This is a genomic window from Streptomyces sp. NPDC037290 (genome assembly GCF_055603245.1).
This window is the reverse complement of the sequence record NZ_JBVJVZ010000014.1, coordinates 85,142-104,735: the sequence shown is the minus strand read 5'-3', so window position 1 is coordinate 104,735 and position 19,594 is coordinate 85,142. Positions and strand designations below refer to the sequence as shown.

At 71.8% G+C, this 19,594-nt stretch carries 9 protein-coding genes and 1 tRNA gene; 9 read left to right on the top strand and 1 reads right to left on the bottom strand.

What is annotated here, in order from left to right; all coding sequences use genetic code 11:
* The first annotated feature begins 89 nt into the window (after positions 1-89).
* The 9 genes from topA to ACZ7HQ_RS34115 all read left to right on the top strand — a co-directional run bounded on the left by topA (position 90) and on the right by ACZ7HQ_RS34115 (position 17,799).
* On the top strand, positions 90-2,921 hold the full coding sequence (topA, locus tag ACZ7HQ_RS34155) for a type I DNA topoisomerase (protein ID WP_470998560.1): 2,832 nt from the start codon (positions 90-92) through the stop codon (positions 2,919-2,921).
* A 265-nt stretch (positions 2,922-3,186) separates the two neighbouring features.
* On the top strand, positions 3,187-6,519 hold the full coding sequence (gene tmk / locus ACZ7HQ_RS34150) for a dTMP kinase (RefSeq protein ID WP_470998557.1): 3,333 nt from the start codon (positions 3,187-3,189) through the stop codon (positions 6,517-6,519).
* Positions 6,520-6,682: 163 nt separating this feature from the next.
* Positions 6,683-7,888: a DNA polymerase III subunit delta' gene (locus ACZ7HQ_RS34145; RefSeq protein ID WP_470998554.1), complete on the top strand. Its 1,206-nt coding sequence runs from the start codon at positions 6,683-6,685 to the stop codon at positions 7,886-7,888.
* Between the two features lie 180 nt (positions 7,889-8,068).
* Positions 8,069-9,673, top strand: coding sequence for an alpha/beta hydrolase (locus ACZ7HQ_RS34140; RefSeq protein WP_470998551.1), 1,605 nt, complete (start codon positions 8,069-8,071; stop codon positions 9,671-9,673).
* 108 nt (positions 9,674-9,781) lie between these two features.
* Positions 9,782-9,855, top strand: a tRNA-Thr gene (locus ACZ7HQ_RS34135).
* Between the two features lie 323 nt (positions 9,856-10,178).
* A complete protein-coding gene (locus ACZ7HQ_RS34130) occupies positions 10,179-10,460 on the top strand; it encodes a hypothetical protein (RefSeq protein ID WP_470998548.1) in 282 nt (93 codons plus the stop codon).
* Positions 10,461-11,046: 586 nt separating this feature from the next.
* Positions 11,047-11,769, top strand: a complete 723-nt coding sequence (locus ACZ7HQ_RS34125) for a hypothetical protein (protein WP_470998545.1) — start codon at positions 11,047-11,049, stop codon at positions 11,767-11,769.
* Between the two features lie 1,052 nt (positions 11,770-12,821).
* Positions 12,822-13,715, top strand: coding sequence for a glycosyltransferase family 2 protein (locus tag ACZ7HQ_RS34120; protein ID WP_470998542.1), 894 nt, complete (start codon positions 12,822-12,824; stop codon positions 13,713-13,715).
* Between the two features lie 709 nt (positions 13,716-14,424).
* Positions 14,425-17,799, top strand: coding sequence for an AfsR/SARP family transcriptional regulator (locus ACZ7HQ_RS34115; protein ID WP_470998539.1), 3,375 nt, complete (start codon positions 14,425-14,427; stop codon positions 17,797-17,799).
* Positions 17,800-17,846: 47 nt separating this feature from the next.
* On the opposite strand, the gene ACZ7HQ_RS34110 is transcribed toward ACZ7HQ_RS34115, so the two are convergent.
* Entirely contained in the window at positions 17,847-19,547 is a 1,701-nt protein-coding gene (locus ACZ7HQ_RS34110; protein ID WP_470998536.1) for a bifunctional 3'-5' exonuclease/DNA polymerase, read from the bottom strand.
* Positions 19,548-19,594: the final 47 nt, after the last annotated feature.

Genomic DNA, 19,594 nt, shown 5'->3' with positions numbered 1-19,594 from the left:
TCCGCAGCATCACACGTGCCAGAAGCACGCCGCGACCCCGGGACCAAGGCCTGGGGAGGCCACAGCGTCGACCGGAGAGAAGAGCGAAGTTGTCCCCGACCAGCGAGACCGCACAGGGCGGCCGCCGACTCGTCATCGTCGAGTCGCCTGCCAAGGCGAAGACGATCAAGGGCTACCTCGGCCCCGGCTACGTCGTCGAAGCGAGCGTCGGGCACATCCGCGACCTCCCCAACGGCGCCGCGGAGGTGCCCGAGAAGTACACCGGCGAGGTACGCCGCCTCGGTGTGGACGTCGACCATGACTTCCAGCCGATCTATGTGATCAACGCCGACAAGAAGGCGCAGGTCAAGAAGCTCAAGGATCTACTGAAGGACTCCGACGAGCTGTTCCTCGCCACCGATGAGGACCGGGAGGGCGAGGCGATCGCCTGGCACCTCCAGGAGGTCCTCAAGCCGAAGATCCCCGTCAAGCGGATGGTCTTCCACGAGATCACCAAGGACGCGATCCGCGAGGCCGTCGCCAACCCGCGCCAGCTCAACCAGAAGCTGGTCGACGCCCAGGAGACCCGCCGCATCCTCGACCGCCTCTACGGCTACGAGGTCTCGCCGGTCCTGTGGAAGAAGGTCATGCCGCGCCTGTCGGCCGGCCGTGTCCAGTCCGTCGCGACCCGTCTCGTCGTCGAGCGGGAACGCGAGCGCATCGCTTTTCGTTCTGCCGAGTACTGGGACCTGACGGGCACCTTCGCGAGCGGCCGCGCCGGGGATCCGTCGGACCCGTCGTCGCTGGTCGCCCGCCTGCAGACCGTCGACGGCAGGCGGGTCGCGCAGGGACGCGACTTCGACTCCGTGGGACAGCTCAAGAGCGCGAACACCCTCCACCTCGACGAGGCGACGGCCCGCGCCCTCGCCGCCGCCCTGGAGAACACCCGCTTCTCCGTGCGCTCCGTCGAGTCCAAGCCGTACCGCCGCTCGCCGTACGCCCCGTTCCGTACGACGACGCTGCAGCAGGAGGCCAGCCGCAAGCTCGGCTTCGGCGCGAAGGCGACGATGCAGATCGCCCAGAAGCTGTACGAGAACGGCTACATCACGTACATGCGTACGGACTCCACGACGCTGAGCGACACGGCGATCGCGGCGGCCCGCGCGCAGGTCACGCAGCTCTACGGCGCCGACTACCTCCCGCCGCAGCCGCGCACGTACGCCGCGAAGGTCAAGAACGCGCAGGAGGCCCACGAGGCGATCCGCCCCTCGGGTGATCGTTTCCGCACTCCCGCCGAGACCGGCCTGACCGGTGACCAGTTCAAGCTCTACGAGCTGATCTGGAAGCGGACCGTCGCCTCCCAGATGAAGGACGCGACGGGCAACAGCGTGACCGTCAAGATCGCTGGCACCGCCGCCGACGGCCGGGACGTCGAGTTCAGCGCCTCCGGCAAGACGATCACCTTCCACGGCTTCCTGAAGGCCTACGTCGAGGGTGCCGACGACCCGAACGCCGAGCTGGACGACCGCGAGCGTCGGCTGCCGCAGGTCGCCGAGGGTGACGCGCTGTCCGCCGAGGAGATCACGGTCGACGGCCACGCCACCAAGCCCCCGGCCCGTTACACCGAGGCCTCCCTGGTCAAGGAACTGGAAGAGCGCGAGATCGGCCGCCCCTCGACGTACGCGTCGATCATCGGCACGATCCTCGACCGCGGCTACGTCTTCAAGAAGGGCACGGCCCTGGTGCCGTCCTTCCTGTCCTTCGCCGTGGTCAACCTCCTGGAGAAGCACTTCGGGCGGCTCGTCGACTACGACTTCACCGCCAAGATGGAGGACGACCTCGACCGCATCGCGGCCGGTGAGGCGAAGGCCGTGCCGTGGCTGAAGCGCTTCTACTTCGGCGAGGGGCACAACGGCGTCGGCAGCGCGGCCGAGGCCGGCAACGGCGACGGGGACCACCTCGGTGGCCTCAAGGAGCTGGTGACGGACCTGGGCGCGATCGATGCGCGCGAGGTGTCGTCGTTCCCGGTGGGCAACGGCATCGTGCTCCGCGTCGGGCGCTACGGCCCGTACATCGAGCGCGGCGAGAAGGACACCGAGCAGCACCAGCGCGCCGACATCCCGGACGACCTGGCGCCGGACGAGCTGTCCGTCGAGCTGGCCGAGGAGCTGCTGGCCAAGCCCAGCGGCGACTTCGAGCTGGGCACGGACCCCGCCACCGGCCACACGATCGTCGCCAAGGACGGCCGTTACGGGCCGTACGTCACGGAGGTCCTCCCCGAGGGCACCCCGAAGACCGGCAAGAACGCGGTCAAGCCGCGCACGGCCTCGCTCTTCAAGTCGATGGCGCTCGACACGGTGACGCTCGACGACGCGCTCAAGCTGATGTCGCTGCCGCGCGTCGTCGGCACCGACGCCGAAGGCCAGGAGATCACCGCGCAGAACGGCCGGTACGGCCCGTATCTGAAGAAGGGCACGGACTCGCGCTCGCTGCAGTCCGAGGACCAGCTCTTCACGATCACGCTGGAGGAGGCGCTGGCGATCTACGCCCAGCCCAAGCAGCGTGGCCGGGCCGCCGCCAAGCCCCCGCTGAAGGAGCTGGGCGAGGACCCGGTCTCCGCCAAGCCGGTCGTGGTCAAGGACGGCCGCTTCGGTCCGTACGTCACCGACGGCGAGACCAACGCGACCCTCCGCTCGGGCGACAGCGTCGAGACGATCACCCCGGAGCGCGGCTTCGAACTGCTCGCCGAGAAGCGTGCGAAGGGCCCCGCCAAGAAGACCGCCGCCAAGAAGGCCACCGCCAAGAAGACGGCCCCGGCCAAGAAGACCGCCGCCAAGAAGACGGCGGCGAAGAAGACGACCGCGGCCGCGAAGAAGACCACGGCGAAGAAGACGACCGCCAAGAAGGCGGCTGCTTCCAAGGCGACGGCTTCGGAGGACTGACGGCCCCGGCAGGGAGACCGCGGCTTCTGCCGCCGGAGCGGCGACGTCCCGGCAGCGGGCCCCAGGGCTTCACGACCCGCGGTTTCCGATTGCAGGGAGCGGTGGCTTCCCGCACGGGGGCGGACGGCCTCCGGCGCGCAGGGCCGACCGCCGTAGGCGGCCTTCGGCTTCGCTCAGCGAACGCCCCGGCATCACTTTGGTGTCGGGGCGTGCCCATGCCAGGGAGGCGAGGTGTGGTGTCGGTGGCTGCGGATAGGCTGAACGCATGACGCGAGCCGAGCAGCCAACGGCCCCCACCACAGCCCCGGACGACGACCTGGTCGCGGACTCCCGCGAGCGCGCCGTCCGTTCCCTGCTGCGCCGACCGCAGCTGCGGCGCCTGTGGAGCGCGCAGCTGGTGAGCGGTGTCGGCGACACCCTTGCACTTCTCGTCCTGGTCGTCCTCGCCCTCCAGGCGGCGATCACGCAGGGCGCCTTCGGCGGTGGATACCGGGGTGTGGCGTTCGCAGTGGCGACGGTGTTCGCGGCACGCGTCCTCGCCGCGCTGCTGTTCGGCGCGGTCCTCCTCGGTCCGCTGACCACGCTCACCGCCCAGGAGGGCCCGCTCGACCGCCGCTGGACCATGGTCGGCGCCGACGGCGTGCGCGCCGCGCTGCTGATCGTCGCGCCCCTGTGGATCGACTGGACCCCGGACAAGGCACTGGCCGTCGTGCTGGTCACCGCCTTCGTCACCGGCGTCGCCGAGCGCCTGTGGACGGTGTGCCGGGAGAGCGCGGCCCCTGCTCTGCTGCCCGGCCCGCCCCCGGAGGGCGCCACCGTACGGCCGCTGCCGGACCACATGGACGCCCTGCGCCGTCTCTCGCTGCGCACCAGCTACGTGGCCGTCCCGCTGGCGGCCGCCGCACTGGTCGTAGCCGGCCTGCTCAGCAACCTGCTGGGCACCGGTGTGGCCTGGTTCGACCAGCACCACGCGGCCCTCGGGGCGTATCTGGCGGCCGGCCTGTTCGCCGCCTCCCTCTCCGTGCTGACCTTCCTGGAGCTGCCCGACACGCGCACCCCGCGCGCTCGGTCCCCGCTCGAGGGCCTGCGCCGCCCGCGCACCGGCACCGGCGTGGACAAGGGCCGCACGGGCGCGATCCCGCTGCTCGTCCCGGCCTGCGCCGCCGTGGCCGGCGCCGTCGCGGCGGCCGTCTCGGTGTGCGTGCTGCACGCCACCGACCTGGGCGGCGGCCCGGTCCTGTACGGCCTGCTGGTGCTGGGCCTGACCGGCGGTGTCGCCATCGGCATCCGTACGGCTCCCCTGCTGCTGCCCTCCCTCTCGCGCCGTCGGCTGCTCGCCCTCGCGATCGCCTTCACCGGAATCGCGCTGCTGGCCGCCGGGCTGGTCCCGGACGTCACCACGGTGCTGCTGATCGTCACGCTGGCCGGTGTCACCGCGGGCGTGGCGGCGAACACCGGGCACGCCCTGCTCGACCAGGAGACCGAGGACTACCGCCGGGCGCGCGTCACCGAGCACCTGCACGCGGTCGTCCGGGTCTTCATCGCGCTCGGCGCGCTGATCGCCCCCGTGGTCGCCGGGCTCATCGGCCGGCACCGGATGGAGAACGGCAGGTTCGTCTTCGCGCACGGCGGCGCCTCCTTCACGCTGATGCTGGTCGGCGCGCTGCTGCTGCCGGTGGCGGCGCTGGTGCTCGCCAAGGTCGACGACCGCTCCGGCATCCCGCTGCGCCAGGACCTCAGGGACGCGCTGCTCGGCGGCGACGACCCGGTCGAGACGCCCGCGACGAACGGCTTCTTCATCGCCCTGGAGGGCGGCGACGGGGCAGGCAAGTCCACCCAGGCCGAGGCCCTCGCCGAGTGGATCCGCGCCAAGGGCCACGAGGTCGTGCTCACCCGCGAGCCGGGCGCCACGCCCGTCGGCAAGCGGCTGCGCTCGATCCTGCTGGACGTGTCCTCGGCGGGCCTGTCCCACCGCGCGGAGGCGCTGCTGTACGCCGCCGACCGCGCCGAGCACGTGGACACCGTCGTACGCCCCGCCCTGGAGCGCGGCGCGATCGTGATCTCCGACCGGTACATCGATTCCTCCGTCGCCTACCAGGGCGCCGGACGCGATCTGTCCCCGACCGAGATCGCCCGCATCAACCGCTGGGCGACCAACGGGCTCGTCCCCCACCTGACCGTGCTGCTGGACGTCTCGCCGGAGACCGCCCGCGAGCGGTTCACCGAGGCGCCGGACCGGCTGGAGTCGGAGCCGGCGGAGTTCCACGCGCGCGTGCGGTCCGGTTTTCTCACGCTGGCCGCCGCCGACCCCGGCCGTTACCTGGTCGTGGACGCCGGCCAGGAACCCGAGGCCGTCACCACGGTGATCCGGCACCGGCTCGACACCGTGCTGCCGCTCTCCGAGGCCGAGATCAAGGCCCAGGAGGAGGCGCGGAAGAAGGCCGAGGAGGAGGCCCGCCGCAAGGCCGAGGAAGAGGCCGCGCGCAAGGCCGAGGAGGAGCGCCTGGAGCGCGAGCGCCAGGAGGAGCTGGCCCGGCTGCGCGCCGAGGAGGAGGAGCGCAAGCGCCGCGAGCTGGAGGAGGCGCAGCGCCGCGAGGCCGAACGGCAGGCGGAGGAGGCCCGGCAGCGGGCGGCGGAAGCGGCCCGGCGCGCGGAGGAGGAGCGGCAGCGGCTGCTCGCCGAGGAGAAGGCCCGCGCCGAGGAGGAGGCCCGCCGCAGGGCCGAGGAGGAGCGGCGCCGCAAGCAGGCCGAGGAGGAGGCCCGGCTGCGCGCCGAGGAAGAGGCCCGGCAGGCCCGGCAGCGCGCCGAGGAGGACGCGCGCCGCCTGGAGAAGCAGCGCAAGGCCGAGGAGGCGCTGCTGCGCGCCGAGGAGGCCCGTCGGCAGGCTGCCGAGGCAGCGACGGCGGCCGACACGGCGGCCCGCAGGTCCGGAGCGCCCCTTCCGGCAGCGCCGGGGGTGGTTCCGGACGCGGCGACGGTTCCCACGCCGGTGGTGTCGCCGGGTGCGCGCGGCACCGAGGACACGACGGTGCTGCGCCCCGTACGCGACGAACGGGACGACCGTGGTCAGGGCGGCGGGAAGCAGGAGGCGGCCGGGGCGGCCGCGCCCGGCTCCGACGCCGAGGTGACGGCCGAGCTGCCGCAGCCGCCGTCGGTGCCGGGCGCGGCGGATGAAACGACCGTGCTGCCGCCGGTTTCGGGCGCGGTGGACGAGACGGCGGTGCTGCCGCCGGTGGTTCCGGGTGCGGTGGACGAGACGGCCGTGCTGCCGCCGGTTCCCGGTGCGGCCGACGAGACGGCCGTACTGCCGCCCGTACGCGGGGACGCACCGGAGGACCGGGTGCCGCACGGCTTCTTCCGGGACGAGCGACCCGCCGCGGACCCCGACGGCTCCGAGGACCGTACGCGTGAGATGCCCCAGGTCGACGCCGACGGCACCCCTCGCCGCCGGCCGCGGCCCGACTGGGCCGAGGAGACCCCGCTGGACGACCTGCCGTCGCTGGCGGACGAGCTGCTGGGGTCGTACGACGAGCGGGACCACGGCGACCACGACGAGGAGCAGGGCCGCAGCGGCCGCGGCCGGGGCCGACGCAGCTGACGCGGCTGGCGGCCGGCTTCTCGCCGGCACAGGCTCGCGGCGGCGCCGGTCGGACAGCGATCGGCGCCGCCCTTTCCCGTCACGGCCGCCGGGCCCGCGGTGTCAGTGCCCACCCGCACAATGGATGGTGGAAGCGCAGAGTGACGGAAGGGCGGCGTGACCCATGACCGTATGGGACGACCTCGTCGGGCAGGAGAAGGTGAGCGCGGTGCTCGACGCGGCCGCGCGGGACGCCGACGCCCTCGTCACGGCCGCCGCGGCCGACCAGCCCCTGCCCGAGGCGTCGAAGATGACGCACGCCTGGCTGTTCACGGGCCCGCCCGGAGCCGGCCGGAACCAGGCGGCGCGGGCCTTTGCCGCGGCCCTGCAGTGCGTCAGCCCGGACCGCGCCCTCGGCGGATCCCCCGGCTGCGGCTTCTGCGACGGCTGCCACACCGCCCTGCTCGGCACGCACGCGGACGTCACCACGGTGGCCGCCGTGGGCTCCGAGATCCTCGTGAAGGACATGCGGGACACGGTCCGCAAGTCGTTCACCGCCCCGGCGAACGGCCGCTGGCAGATCATCCTCGTCGAGGACGCCGAGCGGCTGAACGAGAAGTCGGCGAACGCCGTCCTCAAGGCGGTGGAGGAGCCCGCTCCGCGCACGGTCTGGCTGCTGTGCGCCCCCTCCATCGAGGACGTCCTGCCGACGATCCGCTCCCGCTGCCGCCACCTGAACCTGCGCACGCCGTCCGTGGACGCGGTCGCCGACATGCTCGTACGACGTGACGGCATCGAACCCGAGGTCGCGGCCGCCGCCGCCCGCGCCACCCAGGGCCATGTCGACCGGGCCCGGCGCCTCGCCACCGACCCGGCGGCCCGCGAGCGCCGTACGGCCGTGCTCAAGCTGCCCCTGCGCCTCGACGAGGTCGGTGCCTGCCTCAAGGCCGCCCAGGAACTGGTCGACGCGGCGGCCGAGGACGCCAAGCAGCTCGCCGAGGAGATGGACGGCAAGGAGGCCGAGGAACTGAAGGCGGCGCTGGGCGCGACCCAGGGAGGCCGCCTGCCGCGCGGCACGGCGGGCGTGATGAAGGACCTCGAGGACATGCAGAAGCGCCGCAGAACCCGCACGCAGCGCGACAGCCTCGACATCGCCCTCGGTGACCTCACCGCCTTCTACCGCGACGTCCTCGCCCTGCAGCTCGGCTCCCGCGTGGCGATCGCCAACGCCGACGCCGGGGACGCCCTGGAGCGGCTGGCGCGCGGCAGCGCCCCGGAAGCCACGCTCCGCCGTATTGAGGCGATCGCCGCGTGCCGAGAGGCCCTCGACCGCAATGTGGCCCCGCTGCTGGCGGTGGAAGCGATGACCATGGCGCTGCGGGCGGGCTGACCACCACCACGCACCGCGGGCTCACCACGCACCGCGGGCTGACCACGCGCCATGGCGGACCGCCCTGGCGCAGCGGGCGACCACATGCAGGGCTACTTGGCCCGGGCGCCCATGTCCCTCGTACGAGCCATAATCCACACGCATCGCACCCGTGCCGTTGCACAGCGTTACGCTCGGCGGATGCACCTCAGGCCATCCCCCCGCCGGACAAGGGGCCCCCGCACCCGGACGACGGCCCGCCTCGCGGCCACCCTGCTCGCGACCGTCGCCCTGTTCGTGTCCGCCTGCTCCTCCGGGAACTCGACCACGTCGGCCGGAGGTGCGACGGACGTCGTGCTGGCCGCGCTGCCGCATGCGACGCCGTCGGCGCTGGCTTCGTACTACAGCCAGAAGTTGCACTGGCGCAGCTGCGGCGTCACCGGCTTCCAGTGCGCGACGATGAAGGCCCCGCTGGACTACGCCAAGCCGGGGTCGGGTGACGTCCGGCTCGCCGTCGCCCGGAAGAGGGCCACCGGCAAGGGCAAGCCGCTCGGTTCGCTGCTGGTCAACCCGGGTGGTCCGGGCGGCTCGGCGGTCGGCTACCTGCAGAGTTACGCGGGCATCGGCTATCCGGCCGACGTCCGCGCGCGGTACGACATGGTCGCGGTGGACCCGCGCGGCGTTGCCCGCAGTGAGCCGGTCGAGTGCCTCGACGGCCGCCAGATGGACGCATACACGCAGACGGATCTGACACCCGACGACCAGAAGGAGCGGAACGCGCTGGTCACGGGGGACATGAAGTTCGCGGAGAGCTGCGGGGCCCACTCGGCGCGGCTGCTGCGGCACGTCTCCACCGTCGAGGCGGCGCGGGACATGGACATCCTGCGGGCGGCGCTGGGTGATCCGAAACTGAACTACGTGGGGGCGTCGTACGGCACGTTCCTCGGGGCGACGTACGCCGGGCTGTTTCCCGGCCGGGTCGGGCGGGTGGTCCTGGACGGCGCGATGGACCCGTCCCTGAACGCCCGGGAGATGAACCTGGAGCAGACGGCCGGGTTCGAGACGGCGTTCCAGGCGTTCGCGAAGGACTGCGTACGGCACTCCGACTGCCCGCTCGGCGGCAAGGGCACGACGCCCGCGCAGGTCGGCGAGCACCTCAGTGCGTTCTTCCGCAAGGTCGACGCGCATCCCGTGCCGGCGGGTGACGCGGGCGGCCGCAAGCTCGGTGAGGCGCTGGCCACGACCGGGGTGATCGCGGCGATGTACGACCAGGGCACCTGGGAGCAGCTGCGCGAGGCGCTGACCTCCGCGATGAAGAAGAACGACGGCGCGGGTCTGCTGGCGCTCTCCGACAGCTACTACGAACGTGACGCCGACGGCCACTACAGCAACCTGATGATGGCCAACGCCGCGGTGAACTGCCTGGACCTGCCACCGGCCTTCACGGGCCCCGACCAGGTGGAGAAGGCGCTGCCCGCCTTCGAGAAGGCGTCCCCGGTCTTCGGCGTCGGCCTGGCCTGGGCCTCGCTGAACTGCGCCTACTGGCCGGTGAAGGCCACGGGTGGGCCGCATCGCATCGAGGCGAAGGGCGCGACGCCGATCGTGGTCGTCGGCACCACCCGCGACCCGGCGACCCCCTACCGCTGGGCGCAGTCCCTGGCCCACCAGCTCTCCTCGGCCCGCCTCCTGACGTACGTCGGCGACGGCCACACCGCCTACGGCCGCGGAAGCACCTGCATCGACACGGCGATCAACACCTATCTGCTCCACGGCACCCCGCCGACCGTGGGAAAGCGCTGCTCATAGCCCCTGCCGCCGGCCCCGGAGCCCTCGCCTCCGGGGCGTGGTCGGAGCACCCTCAGAAACTGTGTAGACTTACCGACGTTGCCGATCGCACCATAGTGCGGACGGCGCGCCGCCTTAGCTCAGATGGCCAGAGCAACGCACTCGTAATGCGTAGGTCTCGGGTTCGAATCCCGAAGGCGGCTCTTTTGAAGCCCAGCCCAGACATTGTCTGAGCTGGGCTTTTGCGTTCGGCGGATCCGACGGCGGCGCCGGGGGCGCGCCGCACGGGTGTCGGTGGTCTCACTTCTGGTCTCAGTGGGGCGCCGAGCATCGACGAGACCGAGGCCAACCCCTTCACCAAGGAGGAGGCAAAGGCGTTCCTCGGAGCCGCGGCGAAGCGGCCCACCTTCATGCGGTGGATCGTCGGTCACCTTCGTTCGGGCCTGCACTCGTATGAGGTAGACCGTAGCCCGATCGAGGCAGCTGCGGACGTGCGGGCATGTGCCTTGGGCATCACGCTGCAACCATGACCATTTATTCAGGTGACGTTGAGGTCTTCGCCAACGGTCAGTGGCGCACTGTGCAGGCAACGTTCTGGGGCCGGCGAGACGAGCACGCCGACGAAGCTGACTGGCGGGAACGCTGGGGTGGCTCCATCGCGATGAAAGACACAAGAGCTGCCTACGAGGTCTACGAGGATGAGGACCGCAAGCTTCGATTACCGAACGGCCAGGAACGGACCTTCTCCGCGTACAGCTTCTCAAGCCTTATGAACATCACTGGCAACGGCAGCATTCCGTTCGATTGATCTGTCAGTCGCCCGTGCTTGAACCTTTCGCCCCGGTCAGTCGCCCATGTTGCCGATCCAGTTCACGGAACTTCCGCTCTAGGCGCAACACAACTTCTACCAGCTTGGTTGCGGCTCCCAACATCAATACAGGCAACGTGGCCACAAACACCCACTTCCACTCCATAGCCGAATGCTACGGCCAAGGAGCCCGATTGGCCGCGGCCGAATAGGACAGTTCGCGGGATGACCGGATCCAACGGGCGGGCGCTTCGCACCTGTCGCCCTTCCGGCCGCCACGACGTTGTGGCGCCGTGGCGGGCTTCTTCCGCTGGGCTTCCTCGGGGCGATCCCGGAAGCCCAGTCAACGTCTGGCGGCTGATCACTCCAGAGGTATCCGCTGAAGAGGCTCAGTCGCGCCTTTTCCGCGTGGCGGTCGACGGTCGACGAGCAACGCTCATGTCGGGAGCGTCAACGGATTGCTCGGCTGTCATCCTCTGCGGTCACGGAATCCATCACTCGTTCGGCTCACCCAGTCGTCACCTCAAGAGAGCATGACGCTCTATTTGGTAAACGTACTCGGAGAACGGATCGGTGACTGACGCAGATGAAGAAACGCGTTTCGAAGCGGTTGCTCACAACGGTGCTTGCTGTCACCACAGTTAGTTTGCTGGGTACTTCGCAGTCCGCAGCAGCCATTCCGGGTGGCGCTTCTGGTGCGGCGACTCCGTCAACTGTCGAGACCCTTCCGTCCAATGGGTTTGACACCGAGAGTAAGGCACATTTGGCCCGAGCGGCGTACGCGAGCATTGAACGGGCAAAAGGCCACCACCTCACTGAGCTGGCGCAGCAATCAGCAGGACTCGCTCCCTGGCGTACGAACGCCTTTCAGCAGGCAACACATGCCGCGAAGCCCCCTGGGGGGGACCCGAAGGAGGAACAGAGGAAAAAGCGGTTGGCTGACGAAATTAAGCGGTCTGAGGAGCGTCAGAAAGAACGTACGGGCCCGTCAGGCACGCCGCCTCCAGAGAATGCGGCCGGGTGGGCAGCCCGGGAAGCAAATGGGGCCCCCGCAGGCGAGACTTCCAAGCGGCGGGAAAAGCGGCGGGAAGAGTGGGGGGAAGGGGATAAGGAGCTGCGGGGTAAGCTGTTTGAGCGGGATAAAACCATGGATAAGGATAACGCGGAGGATTTCGAAGAGAGGCGGGATGAATACAACTCCTATGAGAAAAATAAGGAGGAGCGGGATAACTTGAAGAAGAAGGAATGTGATTTACCGCCCTCTCCGGGGCAGTTTCCTGGCGAAAATTGCGTTCCGAAGCTTCTGTAGTACACGGCCTTCGCTCAGACTGTTCCCGCGGCCTTGCTGGCAAGCTGCAGCGCCGGCGACTCAACTCCAGTTCGGTGGCTGCCGACTGGCAGGGGGCCGGAAAACTGAAAGCCGCGCCGAACACGAACGCGAGCGCCACTAGTCATGGACCATGGCGCTCAGCTGACGGACGGTGGCCCATCCCTCCGGGGCGAGCCGTCACCGCATGGGACGCCGGCCGAGGCGATTTCTGCTACAGGGGCGGGTTCTGAGTGTGTGCGGGTGCGGATTGCTGGCCGTCCGACCCGCGCGCCCGCTCCTCGGGGCATCGGGACTGGGGTGGTTACCATCCGGGAATGACCGGAAAATCTCAGGCATGCACGAGGCGTGTCTCGAAGCCGTGAGTCACGCCGCTTCGAAGGGAAACGCCCCTCCTTTGGGTGCGCCTCCAATAACCGGTTTCGGCTGCACTCGCATGTGAAATCTGTCAATGAAGGCTGGAGGTGGCCCGTTCCGCTGATTCAGGCTATTATCGGTCATTTCTCGCGCATCCCGCACCGCGTACAGTCGCGGGCGACCCCTGCCTCCTTGCGAACGGTGGCGCGCGCCGCCACTTCTTCTGTTTCACGGAGGGGTGTGGAGCGGCGCCCGGCGGAGGTGTCTGTCAGCAGGCGAGGGGCAGCGGTCTCAATCGCGGTCTCAGTTGCCGCGGGTTCCGCTGTCGTCCTCCCGCGTCTACTGGTGCCCGGTGGCGCTCCTGACCAGGCGCGGAGCCCGCTTCGCGGACGCCCGTGGAGGCTCCCGTGTCGAGATCGGACAACTGGTAATGCGTAGGTCTCGGGTTCGAATCCCGAAGGCGGCTCCATCGAAACCCCAGGTCAGGTATCAGCCGGCCTTGGGTTTCTCGCGTTGTGGCGGTACTTCGGGGATCGGCGAGGTGAATCAGGGGCAAAAGGGGCGTCAAGTGAATCGGGGTCGGGTGAACCCGCGGACTTGAGGCAACATCTTGGTGAACGGCGGGCACCGCACGGTCAGGAGGCGGTGCCGTCGTCGGCCGGATGGGGTTGAGGGACGTGGTGGAGCCGAGGATCGCCGTCGCCGTGGTGACCATGGGCAACCGGCCCGCCGAGGTCGACGCCCTGCTGGAATCCGTGGCCAAGCAGGATCTCGCTCCTGCCCGCATCGTCATCGTCGGCAACGGCTGCCGGTTGCCCGAGTTCGCCCGCCGGCTCTCCCTGCCCGGCGAGGTCACCACCATCGACGTCGACGAGAACCTCGGCTGCCCGGGCGGCCGTAACGTCGCCCTCGCGCGGCTGCGGGAGTACGGCGACGTCGACGTGGTCGTGGAACTGGACGACGACGGGCTGCTCGTCGACGCCGATGTGCTGCGGCGCGTACGGGACCTGTACGCCGCCGACCCGCGCCTCGGCATCGTCGGTTTCCGCATCGCCGACGAGCACGGCGAGACCCAGCAGCGGCACGTGCCCCGCGTGGGCACGTCGGATCCGCTGCGCGGGGGTTACGTCACCGGCTTCCTCGGCGGCGGGCACGCCCTGCGCATGGCGATGCTGGCCGAGACCGGGGACTGGCCCGCCGAGTTCTTCTTCGCGCACGAGGAGACCGACCTCGCCTGGCGCGCCGCCGACGCCGGCTGGAAGATCCTCTACGCCCCCGAGCTGCTGCTCCAGCACCCCAAGACCTCGCCGGCCCGGCACGCCATCTACTACCGCGTCAACGCCCGCAACCGCGTCTGGCTCGTCCGGCGCCGGCTGCCGCTGCCCCTGATCCCCGTACACCTCGGGATCTGGACGCTGCTCACTCTGGCCCGCACCCGTTCCCTGGCGGGTCTGAAGGCATGGTTCGGCGGCTTCGTGGAAGGGGTACGAGAACCGTCCGGTGGGCGTCGCCCGATGCGCTGGCGCACGGTGTGGCGACTGACCCGGCTGGGACGTCCGCCGGTCGTCTGAGGGGCCGGGGCGGGGGACTTCACGGGGCGGTGTCTCGTTCGGCGAGGGGAGGTGCCGGGCCCGCAGCGCTCCGAGGCGCGGTCCGCACCGGTGCGCAGAGGCGTGGATGTCCGCCGTGCGCGCGCAGCGTGGGGTCCGCCGATGGTCCTGGCGGGGGCTCTGCCCGGTGTCGCGGGCGTGATCCGCGGTGAGGCGGGGCGCGAGGTCTACCGTGGGAACGGAGTAAGGCAACTACCGACGATGCGAAGGTAGGTGGCCGCGCATGAAGCGGGCCGCGGGGTTATGCCGACGGGCTGACCGGAGCAAACGACCGTGGGGGAAGAGTGGGACGGGGCCCCGGGCGTTCACCTCCGCCGACCGGGGCCCCTTGTGTCCCCGGATCCAGCCTGCGGCGACACTCCCCCGAGTTACGCGACATACGCGCGCGCCGTCGGGCCCGATCCGATGGAGATGATCACATCAGGATTCGCCAACGGATCGCTAACATGTGGCCAACGGTTCGTCGGCAGGTCGCGGCCCCGTTGGCTGGAACTCGCCGACGGTATCCAGAACAATCCCTCGAACAGGCCGATCCGGGGCCGGGCCGGCAAGGAGAAGGTGGCGGGAAACCGTTGTGGACAGGGCGGATTTCCGCCAAGGAACGGCGGGCGCGTGCTCGTCGCGGAGCGTGGTCGGTCCCGACCGCACGGGAAGGCAGTGGAGCGGCGTGATGCGGCGGTGCGAGCTGCGGTTCGGACTGCTGGGGCCACCGGTCCTCTATGACCGACCACCGTTCGGGATCTCGACCCAGCCCCCCGGCGCCCTTCCAGGCGGACCTGCCGCCGACGGCACCCGTCCCGGCGACGCCAGCGCCGATGCTTCCACCAGCCCCGCTCCCCACGACACCGCCCCCCACAGCCCCCGGACCTCCCCTCCCCAGGAGCCCGCCGACACCGCGTACGTCACGGACATCACCGACACCCCCCACAACCGCGTCCGCGCCATCGGCAGTCCCAAGGTGCGTACCCTGCTCGCCGCGTTGCTGCTGGAGCCGGGCCGGGTCGTGTCGGTGGAGTCGCTGAAGGACGCCCTGTGGGGCGGGGCGCCGCCCGTCTCCGCGCAGGCGTCCCTGCACAACCACGTCACCCGGCTGCGCCGGCTCCTGGACGACCCCGACCGGCTCAGGGCCGTACCGCCGGGATACGTACTGCGTGTCGACCAGGGCGAGTTGGACCTGCACGTCTTCGAGGCCCGGGTCGCCGAGGCCCGGGCCGCGCATGCCCGGCGGGACTGGCCGGGTGTCGTAGGGGCCTGCACGGCCGGGCTCGCGCTCTGGCGCGGCACCCCGCTCAGCGGGCTCCCCGCCGACCTCGGCGGCTATGCCCTGGTGCAGCGTCTGGAGGAGGCCCGGCTGCTCCTGCTGGAGTGGCGTTACGACGCCGAACTCGCCCTGGGCAGCGCACGGGTGGCCGGGATCGTTCCCGAACTGGCGGCGCTGGTCGCCGAGCACCCGCTGCGCGAGGCGTACCACCGTCAGCTCATGCTCGCCCTGCACCGCACCGGCCGTCAGGCCGAGGCGCTCGCCGTCCACCGTGATCTGCGCGCCCGCCTGGTCGAGGAACTCGGCATCGAACCGGGCCCGGCGGTCCGCGAGGCGCATGTCGAGGTGCTGCGGGGGAGTGACGAGAAGCAGCGGCGCGCGGACGAGCAGGACGACGCCCGCCGGCCGGGCGCGGAGCGAGACACCCGCCAGCGCTCGCAGGATTCCGCTCACTCGGCCGTCACCGCCGCCGATGGTGACGGCGCGGCGCCGCACCCGCACGAGGGCGGGGCGCCGGATGCCCGGCAGATTCCCCGGCCGGCGCAACTTCCCCCGCCGCCAGCCCAGTTCACCGGCCGGGCCGACGTCCGCCGCGAGCTGCGGCACGGGCTCACCGAGCCTCCCGCCCCGGCTCCCGCCATCGCCGTGATCAGCGGCATGGCGGGCGTCGGCAAGAGCGCCCTGGCCCTCGATGTCGCGCATGAACTGCGGGAACGCTTCCCCGACGGCCAGCTGTACGTCAACCTGCACGGCGCCACCCCCGGCATGACCCCGCTCACCTCCGCCCAGGCACTCGCCGCGCTGCTCCGGGACCTGGGCACCGAGCCCCGCAGCATCCCCGAACACCCGGACGCGGCAGCCGCCCTGCTCCGCTCGCTGCTCGCCCCGGCCCGCATCCTGCTGGTGCTGGACGACGCCGCGAGCGCTGCCCAGGTACGGCCCCTGCTGCCGGCCGGACCGGGCTGCGCGGTGATCGTCACCAGCCGCTCGCCACTGACCGCGCTCGACGGCGCCCGGCGCTTCCCGCTCGCCCCGCTGACCGGCGAGGACAGCGCGGCGCTGCTGCGCGCGGTGAGCGGCCGCGAGGGACTGGACGCCGGTCATGCGCTGGTCGAGCTGACCGGCGGGCTCCCGCTGGCGCTGCGCGTCGTCGCCGCCCGGCTCGCCGCCCGCCGCGCCCTGACCCCGGATGTGCTGGCGAGCCAACTCGCCGAGACCGGCGGACGGCTGCGGCACCTCGAGTACGACGACCTGAGCGTCCGGCGCTCCCTGGCCGTCGCCCACGACGCGCTCGCCGCCGCCGAACGCGAGGCCGACCGGGACGCGGCCCTCACCCTGCGCCACATCGGCGCGCTCGATCTGCCCACCTACAGCGCCCCGCTGATCGCCCGTCTCACCGGCACCGACGAGCGCCGCGCCGAGGCCGCCCTCGACCGCCTGGTCGACGTCGCCCTGCTGGAGGAGACGGCCTACGGGCGCTACGCCCCGCACGACCTGGTGCGCGACTTCGCCCGCGAACTGGCGGACACGGAAAAGCAGACGGGGACGCGGGCCCCCGCTACCGCGTCGGGCGCGGAAGGCCACGACCCGGCCGGGGATCCCGTCGGCCGGACCGGTTCCGCTGCCGCATCCGGCCCCCTCCCGGCGGCCTCCGCCCCTGACCTCACCGCCTTGCGCTGGTACGCCGCCGTGGCCGAGCGGCTGCTCGAGGCGATCGTGGAGCCAGGGCTCGACCAGGACGACCGGCGCCGGCCGACCTCCGCGCAACCTCCGGAGCACACGACGGACGTGGCCGGGCTGGCGTCCTTCGAGTCGCCCGAGCAGGCCTTCGCCTGGGGCGAGGTGGAGCTGGAGAACGTCGTCGCCCTGGTGTCACGGAACGCGGACACGCCCGACGCGGACCGGGCCGCCCACCTCTCGGTGCTGGCACGGCTGGTCTTCCCGTATGTCCAGCGCAGCGGACTGGTCGCCGAGATGGAGGTGCTGGGGCGGGCCGCGCTCGGGGCGGCGCGGCGGCTCGGGGACGCGGCGGCCGAGGCGTACGCCCTGGGCGACCTGGCGGGCCTGCACTTCCTGACCGGCCGGCAGAAGGACGCCCTCACCCTCACCGACCAGTCGTTGGAGATCTGGCGGCGGCTCGGTGTGACCTCCCGGATCCGGCGCTGCCTGAACAACCGCGGGCTGTTGCTGGAGGGACTCGGGCGGTTCGCGGAGTCCGGGGAGGCACTGCGGCAGAGCCTCGCCTACTCGCGGCAGTTGAACGACCCCTACGGGGAGGCCGTCACCCACAGCCACCTCGGCAACCTCTACGAGCACACCGACCCGCGCGCCGCCATCGAACAGCACCGGCGCTCGCTGGCGATCGGGGACGCGATCGGCGCGGTCATCGTGCAGCACTCGGCGCACTGCAACATCGGCTACGCCCATCTCACCCTGGGCGAACCGGGCGCCGCCGCAGCGCACTTCGAGGAGAGCCGGCGCATCCTCGGCGATCACGGCGACTGGCACGGGGAGTCCCAGACCCGGCTCGGCCTGGTCCGCGCGCTGCGGGAGCTGGGGGAGACCTCGCGGGCGGCCCACGAGTGTGCCGAGCTGCTCAGCAGGGCCGACGCCCGCGCCGACCGCTACATGGGCGGCCTGGCCCGGCACCAGCAGGGCCTGCTGCTGTGCGCGCAGGGGCGCCGGCCGGAGGCGAACGACGCCTGGCGCGCGGCACTCACGGCGCTGGACGGCACGGACGAGCAGGCGGTCGTGACGGAACTGCGGGACCTTCTCGCGGACTGACCGAAGCGGATCCGGTCCGACGTGGCCGAAGTGCGCTCGGCGGGTGGTCACTTGGCGTCGGCGTAGCACTCCACCACCGCCGTCGTGAACGGAAACCGCACCGGTGTCTCGCCGAAGGTCAGCCGTCCGGCCAGGTCGGCGGAGTGACGGATGGCCTGGACGACCGTGTCGGCCTCGTCGGCGGGGCAGTGCACGATCACCTCGTCGTGCTGGAAGAAGACCAGCTCAGCCTTGAGGTCCGCGCAGGCCCGGCGGAGCGCGGCGAGCATCAGCAGGGCCCAGTCGGCGGCGCTGCCCTGCACGACGAAGTTCCGCGCGAAGCGGCCCCGGGCGCGGGAGTTGGTGGAGGCGTAACCCGGAATCCAGGCGGCAGGGCCGTCGGCCTGCGGCTCGGCGTCGTCCTCGCCGACGGGGATGCCCGCCTCCTCCGCCGCGTCCTCGCCGGTCCCGGCGGCCGGCGGGCAGGTCCGGCCCAGCCAGGTGCGCACCAGCCGGCCCTCCTCGCCCGCGCGGGCCGCCTCGTCGACGTAGGCGACGGCCCTGGGGAAGCGGCGGCGGAGCGCGGCCAGGTTCTTCAGGCCGTCGCCCGAGGTCTGGCCGTAGACCGCGCCGAGCACGGCGAGCTTGGCCTGGTCGCGGTCGCCGGAGAAGGCGCGGTCGGACACGGACTGGTAGAGGTCGCTGTCGCGGCCGGCGACCTCCATCAGGCCGGGGTCACGGGAGATCGCGGCGAGTACGCGCGGTTCCATCTGGTCGGCGTCGGCCACCACCAGCCGCCAGCCGGGATCGGCGATCACCGCCCGGCGGATCACCTTGGGGATCTGCAGCCCGCCCCCGCCGTTGGTCACCCAGCGTCCGGTGACCGTGCCGCCGGCGAGGAACTCGGGGCGGAACCGGCCGTCGCGCACCCAGTCCTGCAGCCAGGACCAGCCGTGCGCCACCCAGATGCGGTACAGCTTCTTGTACTCCAGCAGGGGTTCGACGGCCGGGTGGTCGAGGGACTGGATCTCCCAGCGGCGGGTGGAGCGCACCTTGATCCCGGCCTGCGCGAAGGCCTTGACGACATCGGCGGGCAGGTCGGGGCGCACACGGCGGCCGAAGGCGGCGGACACCTGGTCGGCCAGTTCGGCGAGGCGGCGCGGTTCGCCCCCGCCCGCGTACCGCTCGCCCAGCAGGTCGTGGAGCAGGCCGCGGTGGACGTCGGTGCTCCACGGCAGGCCCGCGTGGTTCATCTCGGCGGCCACCAGCATGCCGGCCGACTCGGCGGCCGTCAGCAGCCGCATCCGGTCGGGGTGCGCGGTCCGGTCGTGCCGCCGGAGCTGCTCGGCGTAGACCGTGAGGAGGTCGGTCAGCGGCAGGGGGGTGCCGGTGGGCTCGAACAGCGGGGACTGCGCGCCGGGTTCGGCCGAGCGCTGGGGCGGATCGGGCGGCACGGGGCCGCCCCGGAGGCGGGCCAGGGCGGCGGCGGCCGAGCGTGGCTCGCCGTACCGGCCCTCGTGGCCGAGCAGGAGTGTCTCGGCGTCCTCGATGTCGTAACACCGCTCCACTCGCACCCCTGTGGCGAGCAGACGCGGGTAGACCTCGGGGGTGGACCGCCACACCCAGCGCGTCACCTCCGGGCGGCTCCGCACCGCCCCGGCGAGATCGCTCTCCCGCCGCACCGGCCCGGCGGGCAGCCCGTCCGGGCCGAGGGGGGCGACGTCCACGCCTGTGTCCTCGGCCGGTGCGAGCGCCCACCGGTCGGTCATGAGGGCGAGTGTGGCAGGCGGGTCTGACAATCGCGCCGACCTGCGGT

What these genes read in the sequence shown, in the direction of transcription:
- tmk (WP_470998557.1), top strand. Translation starts at nt 3,187, where the DNA reads ATGACGCGAGCCGAGCAGCCAACGGCCCCCACCACAGCCCCGGACGAC.
- ACZ7HQ_RS34145 (WP_470998554.1), top strand. Translation starts at nt 6,683, where the DNA reads ATGACCGTATGGGACGACCTCGTCGGGCAGGAGAAGGTGAGCGCGGTG.
- ACZ7HQ_RS34140 (WP_470998551.1), top strand. Translation starts at nt 8,069, where the DNA reads ATGCACCTCAGGCCATCCCCCCGCCGGACAAGGGGCCCCCGCACCCGG.
- ACZ7HQ_RS34130 (WP_470998548.1), top strand. Translation starts at nt 10,179, where the DNA reads ATGACCATTTATTCAGGTGACGTTGAGGTCTTCGCCAACGGTCAGTGG.
- ACZ7HQ_RS34125 (WP_470998545.1), top strand. Translation starts at nt 11,047, where the DNA reads ATGAAGAAACGCGTTTCGAAGCGGTTGCTCACAACGGTGCTTGCTGTC.
- ACZ7HQ_RS34115 (WP_470998539.1), top strand. Translation starts at nt 14,425, where the DNA reads ATGCGGCGGTGCGAGCTGCGGTTCGGACTGCTGGGGCCACCGGTCCTC.
- ACZ7HQ_RS34110 (WP_470998536.1), bottom strand. Translation starts at nt 19,547, where the DNA reads ATGACCGACCGGTGGGCGCTCGCACCGGCCGAGGACACAGGCGTGGAC.